14 protein-coding genes and 1 tRNA gene are annotated in these 13,653 nt (G+C 58.4%); 2 read left to right on the top strand and 13 right to left on the bottom strand.

Translation table 11 applies throughout. The annotated features are described in order from the left end of the window. Positions 1-50: 50 nt before the first annotated feature. The 13 genes from BGIM_RS0123545 to BGIM_RS0123610 all read right to left on the bottom strand — a co-directional run bounded on the left by BGIM_RS0123545 (position 51) and on the right by BGIM_RS0123610 (position 12,178). Positions 51-530 carry a hypothetical protein gene (locus BGIM_RS0123545; RefSeq protein ID WP_020472181.1) on the bottom strand — a complete coding sequence of 160 codons (480 nt, stop codon included), beginning with the start codon at positions 528-530 and terminating at the stop codon, positions 51-53. A 175-nt stretch (positions 531-705) separates the two neighbouring features. Continuing rightward, on the bottom strand, positions 706-1,077 hold the full coding sequence (locus tag BGIM_RS0123550; RefSeq protein WP_020472182.1) for a RyR domain-containing protein: 372 nt from the start codon (positions 1,075-1,077) through the stop codon (positions 706-708). A gap of 413 nt (positions 1,078-1,490) precedes the next feature. Continuing rightward, positions 1,491-2,039 (bottom strand): nucleoside/nucleotide kinase family protein, encoded by a 549-nt coding sequence (locus BGIM_RS0123555; protein ID WP_020472183.1) that lies wholly within the window; start codon positions 2,037-2,039, stop codon positions 1,491-1,493. A 99-nt stretch (positions 2,040-2,138) separates the two neighbouring features. Next, entirely contained in the window at positions 2,139-2,600 is a 462-nt protein-coding gene (gene ybeY / locus BGIM_RS0123560) for an rRNA maturation RNase YbeY (RefSeq protein ID WP_020472184.1), read from the bottom strand. Then, positions 2,597-4,468 carry a lysophospholipid acyltransferase family protein gene (locus BGIM_RS0123565; protein WP_020472185.1) on the bottom strand — a complete coding sequence of 624 codons (1,872 nt, stop codon included), beginning with the start codon at positions 4,466-4,468 and terminating at the stop codon, positions 2,597-2,599. The genes ybeY and BGIM_RS0123565 overlap by 4 nt, the downstream gene beginning before the upstream one ends. Positions 4,469-4,583: 115 nt before the next feature. Then, positions 4,584-5,102, bottom strand: a complete 519-nt coding sequence (locus BGIM_RS0123575) for a hypothetical protein (protein ID WP_020472186.1) — start codon at positions 5,100-5,102, stop codon at positions 4,584-4,586. 189 nt (positions 5,103-5,291) lie between these two features. Continuing rightward, positions 5,292-7,781, bottom strand: a complete 2,490-nt coding sequence (gene hrpB / locus BGIM_RS0123580) for an ATP-dependent helicase HrpB (protein ID WP_020472187.1) — start codon at positions 7,779-7,781, stop codon at positions 5,292-5,294. Between the two features lie 27 nt (positions 7,782-7,808). Continuing rightward, the gene (locus tag BGIM_RS0123585; RefSeq protein ID WP_020472188.1) at positions 7,809-8,633 is read right to left on the bottom strand and encodes a sugar phosphate isomerase/epimerase family protein; all 825 of its coding nucleotides are present in this window, start codon (positions 8,631-8,633) and stop codon (positions 7,809-7,811) included. Next, on the bottom strand, positions 8,633-8,872 hold the full coding sequence (locus tag BGIM_RS0123590) for a NifU family protein (protein ID WP_020472189.1): 240 nt from the start codon (positions 8,870-8,872) through the stop codon (positions 8,633-8,635). Before BGIM_RS0123590 ends, BGIM_RS0123585 begins: the two co-directional genes overlap by 1 nt. Beyond that, entirely contained in the window at positions 8,869-9,804 is a 936-nt protein-coding gene (locus tag BGIM_RS0123595) for a bifunctional riboflavin kinase/FAD synthetase (RefSeq protein ID WP_020472190.1), read from the bottom strand. The genes BGIM_RS0123590 and BGIM_RS0123595 overlap by 4 nt, the downstream gene beginning before the upstream one ends. Before the next feature lie 51 nt (positions 9,805-9,855). Beyond that, on the bottom strand, positions 9,856-10,551 hold the full coding sequence (locus tag BGIM_RS0123600) for a Uma2 family endonuclease (protein ID WP_020472191.1): 696 nt from the start codon (positions 10,549-10,551) through the stop codon (positions 9,856-9,858). 63 nt (positions 10,552-10,614) lie between these two features. Beyond that, the gene (locus tag BGIM_RS0123605; RefSeq protein ID WP_020472192.1) at positions 10,615-11,490 is read right to left on the bottom strand and encodes an RluA family pseudouridine synthase; all 876 of its coding nucleotides are present in this window, start codon (positions 11,488-11,490) and stop codon (positions 10,615-10,617) included. A 19-nt stretch (positions 11,491-11,509) separates the two neighbouring features. Further along, on the bottom strand, positions 11,510-12,178 hold the full coding sequence (locus BGIM_RS0123610) for a hypothetical protein (RefSeq protein WP_020472193.1): 669 nt from the start codon (positions 12,176-12,178) through the stop codon (positions 11,510-11,512). A 120-nt stretch (positions 12,179-12,298) separates the two neighbouring features. Here BGIM_RS0123610 and BGIM_RS0123615 point away from each other — a divergent pair. Next, positions 12,299-12,372: transfer RNA gene (locus BGIM_RS0123615), tRNA-Asp, on the top strand. 365 nt (positions 12,373-12,737) lie between these two features. Beyond that, positions 12,738-13,640 (top strand): ATP-grasp domain-containing protein, encoded by a 903-nt coding sequence (locus BGIM_RS52030; protein WP_020472195.1) that lies wholly within the window; start codon positions 12,738-12,740, stop codon positions 13,638-13,640. Positions 13,641-13,653 lie beyond the last annotated feature (13 nt).

Consider the following 13,653-nt stretch of genomic DNA (forward strand, 5'->3'; position numbering starts at 1 on the left):
CGTGATTATCTTACCACGGGAATCCGGGGGATGTTTCAAGATCGGGGTGTTCATCCACCCATCAGGCCAGCCCAGACGGCCGGGGTGATGGCGTCGAGGATGGGGTTGACCGTGGGTGAAATCGGGGCGAGATCCGCGAGGCCGTTGCGGGGGAGCCAGACGGCCGAATGCCCGTCCAACGGGCATGCCTTGCCGGCCGGGGCGCGCAATACGAACACTTGGACGGAGTACCGCTTCCAAGAGCCGTCCCGGCCGCTTTGTTGGTAGGGGGGAACATGGACTTCCACATGCTTCGGCCGATGGCCCTTGGGCAGGGGATGACCAAGCACCTCGACGGCGGCCCGCAAAGCGGCGGCTTCGGCGGTTTCGGGGAGGGGTTCGGATTTCGGTGTGGGGCCGGGGATCGTGCCGATCTTCGTCATGGGCAGCGAGAAAACGCCCCATGACGAATTGTAATCGAACAGGACTTCGCCGTTCTCGTTCGCGATCACGGTGACGGCCAATTCGACGGATTCAATCGGGTCGGACATGAGATGGCTCCAAGACGTGGGATTGGTTCAATGGAGTCGGTTTTACCGGAAGGGGCCGGGAGTGTCACGGATAAACCGCCCCGACATCCCCCCGACCGTGGCGGGTCTCACGGCCGGGGGGCTTCCGCGATCCCCGGACCGCGTCGGGCGTTCGCGTGTCCGGGGCGTTGTTCGATTACCGGGTGATTCGGTAGCCAAGGGAAAGAATTGCTTTTAATATCTCCCGGACGGTGGCCCGGTCGTAATCTTTCTCGCTTTCGGGAAGCCGGTCATAAGGGATCAGACATGGGTGTTCCTTAACGCCATCGTTCCTAGTCGGACCGAACCGCCAGCCTTGACTGATACGCAGGACAGCCCAAACGTCATGCGTGTTCGCGGCCAATTGCTCCAATAATTCGTCCAAGTCCTCGGGCAGCGGCAAGGCCGTCGTGTCAATCGGTTGCGGCACATAAGTCGGGGCCATCGGGTGATCTCCGCGTCGTCCGGCGAAATTCTTCGCATCAATGTATTCCATGCCGACAGGGCTTCCGGAAGTGGTTGGTTCCATGCGATGTTCCCAAAATGGTGATGTTCCCGAAAATCAGCCGATCTGAGCCGTGGGAAAGAAGCGTGTTTTCAACTGACTTGTGACTGCCAAAATCGGTCAGCCTTCAGCCTGATCTTAACAGACCCAGCGGTCAAAATCAATAAAATATTTCTATTTAATTTAAAATATGGAAATTAAAGAAATATGCGAGTGAGGCGAAAGACATTTCAATCCTCGGCAAGCGGTGGTTTCATTCACATGTGGAGAGCCGAAGGCAAAAGGCCGTTGCCTCCGGCATGGAACCGGTTAATCACCGTAATCCGATGTGTTCGTCATCTGCCAAAACAATGCTCCTGTTCCCTGACATGCGGTGCGTCATGACGATCAACGCCGCACCGCCGTCGGTCACACATTGGTGGCATTAGCGGACAGGTTTAGATGCCGGTCACTTTCTTGATCTCATTGGCGACCGACTCGCCTGATCTTCCCGTCGTGTCGATGGTGCGTTCCGTGAATCCCGGAATGGCGGGGTAGTTGAACATCGGGTGCTGATGTTCGTAGAAACTAGCCCGACCGAGTTGGTCAAGTACGTTCGTTTGCATGTCATGACCATGCCGATCCAACAACCGCTTTAGGATGTCATTCCAGTCAGCGGTCAGCAGAAACGGATAAATTACTCGCTTTGCCTTCTGAAGAATGTCCACCCATTCATTCGCCCCTTTGGTGGCGCCTGGAAAAGCAAGCCCGGCCGGTTCGCCCCAAGCCAGTTCCACCAGCAAGACGGGTTCGGTGGCAAGTTGAAGATCGGCATACCGAAAATCCGGTTGCGAATATCTCCACTCACCCTTGCCCCAGTAGGCATCGAGATCGATGTGTCGTGCCGATCTCCCGAGATAACTCCGGAGCAGGTCACGAACAGTGCTTTTGCCGACGCCGGGGGGGCCGCGAAGAATGATGGCCTTGAGAGCTGAAGAGGTGCCCACGTTTTTCTTCTCCTTTGGTGTGCCGGAATTCTATGTCGTTGGTTCAGGTGGGGTAGGCATCTCCCCCGGCGTCATCACTCGTGCAAGGACATCCTCGGATTAGTCGTCGTCTTTTTCTTCCCGGTCGGCGATGTCCGGCAGTTCCAGTTTGGTCAGATACTCGCGTTCTTTGCGGCGCATGGCGGCGGCGTCCTTCTTGGTGCGGTCGTCGAAGCCGCAAAGGTGGAGGACTCCGTGGATGACATAGAGGCAGAGTTCGGTGTGGACGTCGTGACCGCGTTCCTCGGCTTCTCGCTGGGCGACATTGACCCCGAGGACTAACTCACCCTCAAGCTTTTTGGCTTTCGGGTTGCTCATCGGAAACGTAATCACGTCCGTCGGGCCGTCGTGGTCGAGGAAACGCTTGTTGATGTCGGCGATCATTTTGTCATCGACGAGGGCCAGGCTGATTTTGGCTTCCTTGATGCCTTCGCCTTCCAGCACGGTGCGGGCCGAGAGTTTGAGCCGCACGTAATCCGGTTCGATGATGTCCAGCGGGTTGGCCACGGAGATGCTAATCATTCGTCGCCTCCCTCGCCGGTGGTTGGCAGTTCGAGCGGCTTGAGGCCAATCGGCACACGGGCCATTGACAATTCGTGCATGAGGTAAAGCCGGGTCTTCATTTGGTCGGCCAAAATTTCTGGCGGCACGATGACGGGATCACGGAAGCCGATGTCAATTCTCCGAAACAGGTCGAACTTCTTTTTCTTGGTGGGCGGGCCGTTTTTGTGCGAAAAGAAACTCCCCCAACCCCCTTCGATCCAGCAGGCAATCACCGGCGTGTTGGGCCGTTCGGCGAGGATTTGCCAGATGCCCCGGCCGAATCGCCGCATCATGATTTCGTCCTTTCGGCGCAGATATCCCTCGGGGAAGATCAGCAGGGCGTTGCCGCGATCAATCTCCGCAATGGCTTCCTGTATCTCCGGGGCTTCCTTGCGATATCCCACGTCCGGGACGCGGATGGTGCCCATCACCTGCCGCATGAGAAACGAGATCACGGGCAGATCGTAAAAGGTCGAGGACATCATCGGCGTGCAAGGCGCCGGCAGGGATTTCGAGAGCCAGAGCGGATCAAACCATGCCGCATGGTTGGCAATGTAGATCACCGGTTCCCGCCGAACGGGGAGTTTCTGCAAGCCCGGCCCGCGACGGTGAACATGGTACATCGGCAACAATAGAAATTCGAGGGAGCCTTCCATCATTGGCCGGGCCAGGGCTGCCCAACCGGTAATCGCCATCACCAGTGTGCCGCCAAGCAACAGATACAAACAGATCGGGGCAATATCGTCCACACGACGGCCGAGCAGGCCGACGCCTCCGGCCAACGCCACCCCGGCCGCGCAACCGCCGAACAGCCACATGGCCGCGACGCCGTGCCAGCCGGGCGTCGTCCAGTTGGAAACCCAGTTCCACAGCGGGCTGATGACGGAGCCGAAGCAGATTCCCAGAAGCAGCACCGGCGTTTCCCGCGATTCGCCGATGATAAGCCAGCCAGCGCAGAAGACCGCCAGAACGGACGCATGGGGAAATAAATAACCGCTACGAAACGTGTTCGGATGCGAAAGGCTCCACACCCAGCCGAGCAGCAAGCCCAAGGCGAAGCGGGTGGAGCGTTCCCAAACGACGGTGTCCGCCTGGGCGATGGTCGTTTCCGGCCCGGTCACGCCGGCCCGCAGAATCCACATCGCTGTCAACGTGATGAGGAACGACACCACGGGGATCATCAGCAACGGATAGCGGGTGTAGCGTTCCTTCCACAAGATTTTGGAACCGGCCCGCATTGTCTTGACGAACCCGTCGCTCGTCGTTTCCGTCTCCGGCAGGCTGATCGGCAGCAACGTCCCGCTGACGAGAACAGCGGCCAGCAGCAACTTCAATGCCTCGGCCGGGTCGGACATGTTGGCCCAGGAGAACACAAAGCCAATCCCGCCGAGGAAGCCCGTCATGGCCACCAGAATCACGAACGTGGAAACATACGCCAGTTGGAGAATTCGCAGGTGGAATTTGAGTTCCGTGAGGACCACATGAGCAAGCATGAGGTATTGCACGGTGAACAGCGACACCAACCCGGCATAACTGATCCACGGCTGCCCCTTGGGATCGAAAAAAGGAACCAGCAGGATCGCAAAGATGATGAGCGTGATGGTGAACAGAAACTGCCGCCGAAAGCCTGACTGGGCGACATAGCCCATCACCGGCGAGAACAAAGCCGCCGGAAAGCTCAACAGGAGCAGCCACGGAGCGGAGGGGGAGGTTTCCTGATGGCCGACATGCCCTTCGACAAGCACTCGCCAGGCGAAAAACGCGAGAACGGTGGCCGTCCAGACAATCAGGCCGACGGCCAGCGTGAGGCCGAGAAAACGAAGGCGAAGAATAATTGGGGAGGACATCGGGTCATTTTGCTGACCCGCGAGTGGGAGACAAGTCAAGAACGCGGAACTCGAAAGGCCAAAGAGAAAACCCGCAATTGGAATGGTTTTCTCTTTGGCCTTTCGTGATTCTTATTTATTTGATCGGATAGATCGTCACGGTCTTCGTTTCATCGGCGGCAATCAGTCGGTCCTGCGGGGCGCGTTGGAGTTGCAGGACTTGATAGGAGAATTCACCCGGCGGCACCGGGACCAGCTTTTCGTCGCCCGGCAGCAGACGGTATGACCGGCCGTTGACGACGACGGACATTTCTTCCGAGAATTGGTTGATGAAACGCACACGGCCCTGGCCCTTGAAAGCCGATGTCGAATCGGAGGGTTTCAGCGAAGTGTTGGGGGTGGAACCGTCCATCCCAAGCTTCTTTTTCATGTCCTTGATGTCTTTTTCAATCAACTCAAGCTGTGTTTCAAAAATGATGGATTTGCTGCGAAGCTCCTCCAGCTTGTTCATCGCGTCTTTGAGTTTTTTGAGATCGTCGGTGACTTTCTTCAGATCATCGATCGACTTTTTGAGTTCTTCCGGCGTGGGATCGGCCGCCGAAACGGGCAGGGCCAGCACGCCAAACAACAGAGCGGTGAGTATGAGACGGGTCATGGTGCTTATCCCAAGGTGCCTAATCAATGTTGCGCGCACGGCGTGGAAGTGTGAACCTCACACGCCAACATAGTTGATGAATTGAGGGTAATGGCAAAATTGATGCCTGACAAGGGTATTCGGGATCATCCGGAGTGGTGGGATCAGGTAATTTGAGCGGATTGTGACGATTAAGATGTCTGCGGAAACCTACGGACGCCGCTTCTTCGGTCCCCGGATGGCGGTGGCGGTCAGCGGATCATCCGGCCACGAATGCTTTGGGTAACGTGATCGCAATTCCTTGCGCACGGTCGGGTAGGTGTTCGCCCAAAAGCTGGCGAGGTCGTCCGTCACCTGTTCGGGCCGGTAATTCGGGGCGAGCAAATGTAACAACACTTTCACCCGGTTCCCGGCGATTCGAGGGGTGTCCGTGAGGCCGAACAATTCCTGCAACCGCACGGCCAGCACCGGAGGGCGGCCTTCCTCGTAGGTCAGTTTGATCTCGCTGCCGGTTGGAACTTCCATTCGTTCGGGGGCTTCACGCTCGACGGCGTTTCGCTGATGATGAGTCAGTTTCTCGCGGAAGGCATTTGCCCAATCCGCTTCCCGAAGCTCGGCCAGCGATTTGCAACCGGGGGCCAGCCAGGTCAGCAGTTCGTGAAGCACGTCGCCGGAAAGATCAGGCAGATTGAGTTCCGGCATCCAGTTTCGCAGGCAGCGAACCCGGAGCAGATACATTCCCCCGTCGCTTTCCGGCCGGGGCAATGCTCGCTCCATGTCCCGCATGGCGGCTGTCACCAAGGCGTCGGCCCGTTGGTTTTTGTCGATGTTCCCGGCCGGGCGTTGATCCAACACGAGATCGAGCCAGCGGGTGACCTTCCAACCGCTGACCTTGTCCGTCGAATCGTCGTAAGTCACTTCCACCGATTCCGTGACGGGGACAAGCCATTCCCGTTCAATGGCCGAGGCTTGCCGGACAAGTGTTTCGCTTCCCCCGGCATCCACATCAATGGCCACAAAAAACTCGGCCCGTTTCACCCCGCTCGACCCGGTGAGCCTCACTCCGCGGCCGCCGACCATTACGCCCCGGTCGGAGGTCGTCTCCCGGCGCCGACAGACGCGATCCGGGAAACCGGCGAGGATGGCCCGCCGCACGGCCGTGTCCGCGTCGCATCTTTCCGTTGGTTGTTCTTGTTGCAGAAGGCGGGCCAGTTGATCCCGTGAACGGAGGACGGGCTTGGCGCCCTGCGGATTGAGAGACGCGGGCCAGTGGCGACCTCCGCGATTGCCCTCGAAGGCTTCAAGCCATTCGAGGCGATCCAGCACATCGGAAGATGTCTCATGCGGGGAACTTATCCGGCCGAACGGGTCGCGGTCGGAGAGAAAAGCCGCCGCGAGGGCGACGCGATCCGGGTGGCCGAGCGCTGCCCCCTCCAACAACATCCGGCCAAGACGCGGATGAACCGGCAACTTGGCGAGGCGACGGCCGAGGGGTGTGATGCGGCCATCGGCCACGGCCCCGAGTTTTTGCAACACCTCCACCGATTGTTCGACCACATGATCGGCCGGGGGATCAAGCCAGCCGAAGGCAAACGGGTTTTCCCCGAGCGAAAGCAGTTGCAACGTACTGGCGGCGAGATCCACTCGCTGGATTTCCGGAGGCGTTTGCGGCAGCCGGGACCGTTGGGCGATCTCGCTCCATAACCGAACACATACCCCCGCTTGCGTTCGTCCGGCCCGCCCGGCCCGTTGATCGGCCGAGGCTTGTGAAATGGGTAATAACTCCAACCGGTCCAATCCCACCGCCGGATCGTAGGTCAACTGCCGGGCAACGCCGGTGTCGATCACCGTGGAAATCCCCTCGACGGTGACGGACGTTTCCGCGACGTTTGTGGCCAGCACAATCTTCCGGTGACCGGCGGGCTGCAACACCCGGTCTTGTTCCTCGGCCGACAGATCGCCGTAAAGCGGGAGGACGGCCGCGTCGGGCAATCTGGCTTCCAATTCGCTTTTCGCTCCCATGATTTCGCCAACGCCGGGGAGGAACACCAGAATGTCTCCGGTGGTGCGGTCCCAACGGTCGTCGATCACCCGGCAAACGGCATCGGAAAGCCGGTCGTCATCCCGTTTCGGTTCGTGCCGAATCTCCACCGGATAAGCCCGGCCCTCGCTGGTGACAACCGGGCAATCACCGAGATATTTCGCCACCGGCCCGGCCGAGAGTGTTGCCGACATCACAACGATTTTTAATTCGGGCCGCACGTTTTGCTGAATCAATCGGGCCAGACCGAGGGCGAGATCGGTTTCCAGGCCCCGTTCATGGAATTCGTCGAAGATGACACATGAAACCCGTTCGAGGTATGGATCGTCTTGCAGCATCCGCAGCAAAATACCGGGCGTGACACACAGGATTTTCGTGCGGGCGGTCGCCTGACGTTCAAACCTAACCTGCCAGCCGATCAAATCGCCGGGAGTGGTTCCTCGCTCAAAGGAGATGCGACGGGCGGCCGCGCGGGCCGCGATCCGGCGGGGTTCCAGCATTACGATTTGCCCGGCGCTCGCCAGTCCGGCATCCAGAATAGCCGGGGGCACGCGGGTGGTTTTGCCCGCCCCCGGCGGGGCCTGCAACACCACGCTGGCCGATGCGCGCAAAGCGTCCAACACCTCGGGCAGCACGGCATCAATGGGCAGGGAAAGCACTTTTACCTCAAGGAAAACAAAGAGGTTTCAGAGATTGCTCAAAAACGCCAGTGATTTGCGGGCGGTTTCCACGGCGTTGTGGCTGTGCCGGGAGAGTTCCACGAAGACCCCGCCGGAATAATTGATTTCCCGCAGGGCGGCGAAGATATCCGCGAAGTCCATGTCTCCCTCGCCAAACATCAGGTGGTCGTGAACTCCAGATTTCATGTCCTCGATATGGACATTCCAGAGGCGATCCTTCCATGCTTTGATGTGTTCGCTGGCCGGTAATTCGCCGAGACACTGAAGATGGCCGACATCCAGCGTCAGGCCGAAATTCGGGCGGCTCACCCGGTCATGGAGTTCGCGGAATTTCGTCATCGTGTCGATAAACATGCCCGGTTCCGGCTCGAAGGCCAGGCGAACTTGGTGCGAGGCCGCGAATTCGCAGAGTGGTTGAAGCTCGTCGACGAGCCGATCCATCAGCACTTCGTCTGGAGCCGATTCCACCGGCGTGCCGGACCAAAAACTGATGGCCTCCGATTTCAGAACGGCCGCGAGTTCGATGCAGCGTTTCAGGAAGTCCGAGCGTTTTGCCCGAGGGACGGCAAAAGAGTCCAGCAGGGTGGGTTGGTGTTTCCGGCGTGGATCAAGCAGAAATCGAGCGCCGGTTTCGATTACATTCGTCAGACGATAAAAGGTTAGCAGTTCGGCGATTTCATCACGTTCTCTCGCGTGATTTTTGGCGAACACATCAAGGGCGTGAACATCGACGGTGAGGGCGACCCCGGCATAGCCAAGTTCCGCGAGAATCTTGATGGCGTCGGGCAGGCGATGATGGGCGAAGCCGTTGGTGTTGTAGCCGAGGAACATCAGGGGGCCGCTTCCAGATATTCAATCTCGGGGATATGCTGGCGCAGTTCGTGTTCCATGCCCATGATGATGGTCATCACCGTGGCCGGACAGCCGGCGCAGGCGCCGTTGAGCCGCACGCGGGCGCAGCCTTGGTCCACGTCCAGCACTTCAATGCTCGTCCCGTCGAGGTCCATTGTCGGAGCCACTCGGGTGCGGATAACTTCCTCCACCCTGCTTCGCAGGTCGTCGTTAATCATTGGTTCTCCGCCGACAACAGGACTTTTGCCCGTTGAATATCCAACGTCATCTGGCCCAACAAGGCATCGACACTGGAGAATTTTTGCGTGGCCCGCAACCGGCCGACGAAATCAACATCCATCGTCTGGCCATACAGATCGCCGGTGAAGTTGATGACATGAACCTCCACCTTCCGGGCGTTCTGGCCAAACGTCGGATTTGGCCCGATGTTGGCCGCCCCCATTTGGGGCTTTCCGTCCAGCCACACGCGCACGGCATACACTCCATTAACCGGGAGCAGCGTCGCCACATTCCCCAGATTGGCGGTCGGCCATCCGAGCGTCCGGCCCCGTTTGGCCCCTTCGACAACGGTTCCGGAGATTCGGTGTCGCCGCCCCAATAGGTTGGTGGCTCGTTCCAAATCTCCGGCCATCAAAGCTTCCCGCACGCGACTGCTGGAAACGGTTTCGCCGTTCAATTCAAAGGCTGGCGCTTCGCGGAACGGAATGCCCGTTGCCCCGCCGAGCAATCGCAAAAGAGCGTTGTCGCCCTCTCGATCCTTGCCGAAGTGAAAGTTAAATCCCTCGGCCATTCCGCGGGCGTCAAGGGCTTGCTGGATGATCGTCTCGAAAAAATATTCGGCCGAAAGGGCGAGGAGTTCCGGGGTGGTTTGCAGGACCACCACATGGTCGGCCCCAATGCCATGCAGGAGTTTTGCCCGCTCGGCGACCGTGGTGAGCGGCGGTTGATACTTCGCGGGCGTCAACACCTGAAGCGGGTGCGGATCAAAAGTGACCGGAACCACTTTTCCCCCGGCCCCGGCCATCTCGCGGGCGGCGGCGATCAGGGCCTTGTGCCCTTCGTGGACACCGTCAAAATTGCCAACGGTCACAACCCCGCCGCGAAACTCCGGCGGCGGCGTCTCGTGATACCGCAAAGTCGCAACGGCCATGCCTTCTCCGAGATCAATCCTTGTCTTCCAACATCGCCAACGCGGGGGTTGTCATGTCCCCTTGAACCGCTCCGCAAATGCCCGATACTCTGGCGTGGCCAACCCGGCGGCCAGCGTCGCGGAGAGCAATCGTGTGTTTCCCTCCAAGAGGGCCGGAGTGTCAAGCCACAGTCCCGGAAACACGCGGGACCGGATCACTCCCGCTTCGTCCGCTGGCAAAGGCTGGAAGACTTCATCTTCCAAGATCCACCAATCAACGCGGTTGTCTTCCACCCGCCACAAAAGATACTCTCGCACGGCAATTCGCTGATACAAATCCCGCTTTTCACCAGCGTCGAGCCTCGTCGAACTCCCCGCCACTTCAACGACCAGTTCGGGAACCCCGCGAATGTAATCTTCGTCGTCGCTCCAGGTTCCGCCGCCGAATTCGGGCAGAATCAATAGCATCGCGTCCGGTTGCGGTTCATTCTCATCGTCAACCCGAAGGGTGGCGTTGTCCTTGCCACGAACGCCGCGCAAGCCGAAACAGTAAGAAGCCAGCCAGCCGTTCATCATGAAGTGCGGGTCGGCGTGCATGTTGTTTCGGACCGGGGACGACATGCGAACGATTCCCTTGATGAGTTGAGCGTTCCTCACATGCGGCATGGCTTCGTAACGTCGATGAAATTCATCGGCGTTTAACTGTTCCCCGTCACGCAATGGGGGCACGCCGTCGATGCCGGGCATTTCTTCTTGTTTCAACATCATGGCGTGTTTGCCTCCCTTCGATCATGTTAGCCATCTCCTGTCGGGCGCACAATCGCGGCCATCTCACACGATCCGTTTCAACACATGCGGCAGGGGCACTTCTGTTTCCAGCCATTCGCCGGTCACGGGATGGTCGAAGCCGAGTTTCCACGCATGTAACCCGAGGCGGTTCGCGGGGTTGGTTTTCGCCCCGTAGACTTGGTCGCCGATCACCGGATGGCCCCGGCTCGCCAGATGCACGCGGATTTGATGCTTTCGGCCTGTCCGCAACTCCACCTCCAGCAAGGCATATTTTTCATAGGTGGAGATTACTTTGTAGGCGGTGATAGCCCGTTTGGTCCCTTCGGATTGCGGGGAGATTCGCATCCGCAGGTCACGGGTTTCGGCCAGGTGGGTGTCGATCAAGCCCTCCGCCGGATTCGGCGTTCCTTCGGTGATGGCCAGATAGGTCTTGGTGACTTCTTCCCAGTTGTCTTGAAGTGTTTCTTGAGCTTCGGGGCTGCGGGCGAATACCAATAAACCGGATGTGTCCCGGTCGAGCCGGTGGACGACATACGGCCGGCCGGCGTCGATGGCTTCCAGTTGGGCGCTGAGGATGGCGAACGCCGTGACGTGTTTTTCCGAATCGGTCGCAACCGTGAGCAAGCCGGCCGGTTTGTCGATGATAATCAACGCATCGTCCTGATGAACGATGTTGATGCCCGCCCGTTCGAGAATCGTTTCTTCCGGCGGCGGGCTTCCCCGCAAAACGATCACCTTGTCGCCGGGTTTCACCGGGTGGTCGTGCCGGGTGACCGATTGGCCGTTGATCGACACGCCGCCAAACTTGAGCAACTGTTTCACGCGGGTGCGATTCATTGGCTTGAGCACGTCGAGGAGCCAGAGGAGCAACGGCCCCTCTTTGGTCGGCGACGGCAACATTCGACCCGGTGCGGCCATGATGATTCCCACGATGATATCAGGATTTGGCAGTCGGCTTTGCGCCGTGAAATTGATCCCGCACGGCCGGGTTCATCAACACAAACAAAGCCCACGCCCCGATCGGCATGCCGCCCAGGCAAAAGTAGTTCAAGACGTTGAACATGGCCGCCACGCTTCCAAGCATGGCCAGCGAATGCCAGCGCCGCCGGACCATGCCGAGGCCGCCGAGCAGGCTGACAATGCTCAAACCCATGAACAAAACGCGAAACCAAGGGAGCCAGCGAATCGTGACATCGGCCTTCTGGTTAAACTCGGCCGCCTTGGCTTCGGCGTTGGCGACCACCGCCGGGTCTTCGGGGTCTTTGTCCTTCAATTCAGATTGTTTCATGAACTGGGCCATTTGGGCGAAATCTTCGCGGGTTTGCCGCTCGAAAGCCACGGGATCCAGTTGGGCTTGGAGGGCATGCGCCCCGTTCCAGATCAGCGAGAGGGAGCCGAACAATACCAGCAACAAGCCGGGGGCAAAGGCCCGCGATTTGGCGAATGGATTGGTGCGTTGCAACGTGGCGGGCGTGAGCGTCCCGTCGGCCAGCCGGGCGGGGGCTTTGAATAGACTCTTGCAGTACGGGCAAACGGCCCGCTCGCCCAACATTTCGTCGGGCAGTTGAACGTTCTTTCCGCACGCCGGGCAGGTGATGACGACCAAGACGAAAACCCCCGTGGAAACTCCCGCAAAAGGGTATGATAGGGTTCCCGGCCGGATGCGGAAAAATCTCTTCTTCCACCTTGCTGATTCACAGGACGCACCCTATATCTAAACGCACAAGGGGACGTAGCTCAATTGGTTAGAGCACCGGCCTGTCACGCCGGAGGTTGCGGGTTCGACCCCCGTCGTCCTCGTTGATGTAATTAAGTTGTCAGACAAATCCTTGTTCATCTTTTCGATGGTTTGATGCGACGATTGCTGGAAACTTCGGCCCGTTAATTTGACGGCTACGTTTTTCCAGTGTCGTATCCGAAATCATTCAAAATCCTCAACGCATCTCTTCCGCTTCACCAGCCAACCAAGCATTCTCATTAACAACAGCATGATCTTTTGACACAAATTCGGTGTCTTGGCTTTTTGCGTGTTTTCTGCCTCCATTCTCCATTCACTTCGTCGGTCCGGTGCGCGCCAATACTTGCCCGCTGAGACAACTGTGGATCTGTGTTTTTACGCAAAAATACATCACCTCCAAAATTCAGACACACAAAGAATAATCCGAATGAAACTCCTGTTTCCGCAGAATCCGATGATGAAAAAACTGCCCGACTCCATTTTCGAGCATGAGTTTGATGCCGCCCAATCACTCGGTTTTGCCTGCTTGTTGTTTGCGGAAGAAACTCTTTCGCAGCAAGGAGCTGAACAGGCCGTGCGGCATTTGCCCGACGGGGATGGCGAACCGCTTCTCTACCGTGGATGGATCTGGACGGAATCGGTCTACCGCCAGTTCCATCATGCCCTGATGGCCCGCGGGTATCGCCTCGTCAGCACGCCCGAACAATATGCCCAGGTGACTTACTTCCCCAACTACTATCCGAAGGTCCGTGAGGCGTCTCCGGTGGCCGTGTGGACGGACACGGCCGACCCCTATCTTGCATGGAGCCGAAGTCGCAAATTGGGGGATGGACCGTTCGTGCTCAAGGATCACATCAAATCCGCGAAGCACAAGTGGCATGAAGCCTGTTTCGTTCCGAAGGGGGCGGGACGGGAACAATTTGAATCGGTCGCCGAGGCGTTGCGGAAAGAACAGGGAACATCATTCAACCGGGGGTTTGTTGTGAAGCAGTATGTGCCATTGCGATCTCGCGGCTTCGGTCCGCGAGAATACCCGATGTGCGAGGAGTATCGTCTTTTTTTCTGGCATGGCAAACTGCTGATCTCCTCTCATTACCACAACCAGTCGGCAAACCGGATTGACTGGAATCCGTTTGAAGGGCTGGCGGGAAGGTTCGATGCCCCATTCTTCACCATGGATGTTGCTCAAACGGAAGACGGCGATTGGCTGATCGTTGACATGGGAGCAGGGGAATGCTCGTCGTTGCCGCCCAGTTTGCCTGCCGACAAGTTTTACAATCGTTTGCGTGACGTGCTGAACACCACCGCCCAATCAAACGTCGGCGCGTGATGAATCAACGACG

The organism is Zavarzinella formosa DSM 19928, assembly GCF_000255705.1.
GTDB classification, from domain to species: domain Bacteria; phylum Planctomycetota; class Planctomycetia; order Gemmatales; family Gemmataceae; genus Zavarzinella; species Zavarzinella formosa.

What these genes read in the sequence shown, in the direction of transcription:
- BGIM_RS0123545 (WP_020472181.1), bottom strand. Translation starts at nt 530, where the DNA reads ATGTCCGACCCGATTGAATCCGTCGAATTGGCCGTCACCGTGATCGCG.
- BGIM_RS0123550 (WP_020472182.1), bottom strand. Translation starts at nt 1,077, where the DNA reads ATGGAACCAACCACTTCCGGAAGCCCTGTCGGCATGGAATACATTGAT.
- ybeY (WP_020472184.1), bottom strand. Translation starts at nt 2,600, where the DNA reads ATGATTAGCATCTCCGTGGCCAACCCGCTGGACATCATCGAACCGGAT.
- BGIM_RS0123565 (WP_020472185.1), bottom strand. Translation starts at nt 4,468, where the DNA reads ATGTCCTCCCCAATTATTCTTCGCCTTCGTTTTCTCGGCCTCACGCTG.
- BGIM_RS0123575 (WP_020472186.1), bottom strand. Translation starts at nt 5,102, where the DNA reads ATGACCCGTCTCATACTCACCGCTCTGTTGTTTGGCGTGCTGGCCCTG.
- BGIM_RS0123585 (WP_020472188.1), bottom strand. Translation starts at nt 8,633, where the DNA reads ATGTTCCTCGGCTACAACACCAACGGCTTCGCCCATCATCGCCTGCCC.
- BGIM_RS0123590 (WP_020472189.1), bottom strand. Translation starts at nt 8,872, where the DNA reads ATGATTAACGACGACCTGCGAAGCAGGGTGGAGGAAGTTATCCGCACC.
- BGIM_RS0123595 (WP_020472190.1), bottom strand. Translation starts at nt 9,804, where the DNA reads ATGGCCGTTGCGACTTTGCGGTATCACGAGACGCCGCCGCCGGAGTTT.
- BGIM_RS0123600 (WP_020472191.1), bottom strand. Translation starts at nt 10,551, where the DNA reads ATGATGTTGAAACAAGAAGAAATGCCCGGCATCGACGGCGTGCCCCCA.
- BGIM_RS0123605 (WP_020472192.1), bottom strand. Translation starts at nt 11,490, where the DNA reads ATGGCCGCACCGGGTCGAATGTTGCCGTCGCCGACCAAAGAGGGGCCG.
- BGIM_RS52030 (WP_020472195.1), top strand. Translation starts at nt 12,738, where the DNA reads ATGAAACTCCTGTTTCCGCAGAATCCGATGATGAAAAAACTGCCCGAC.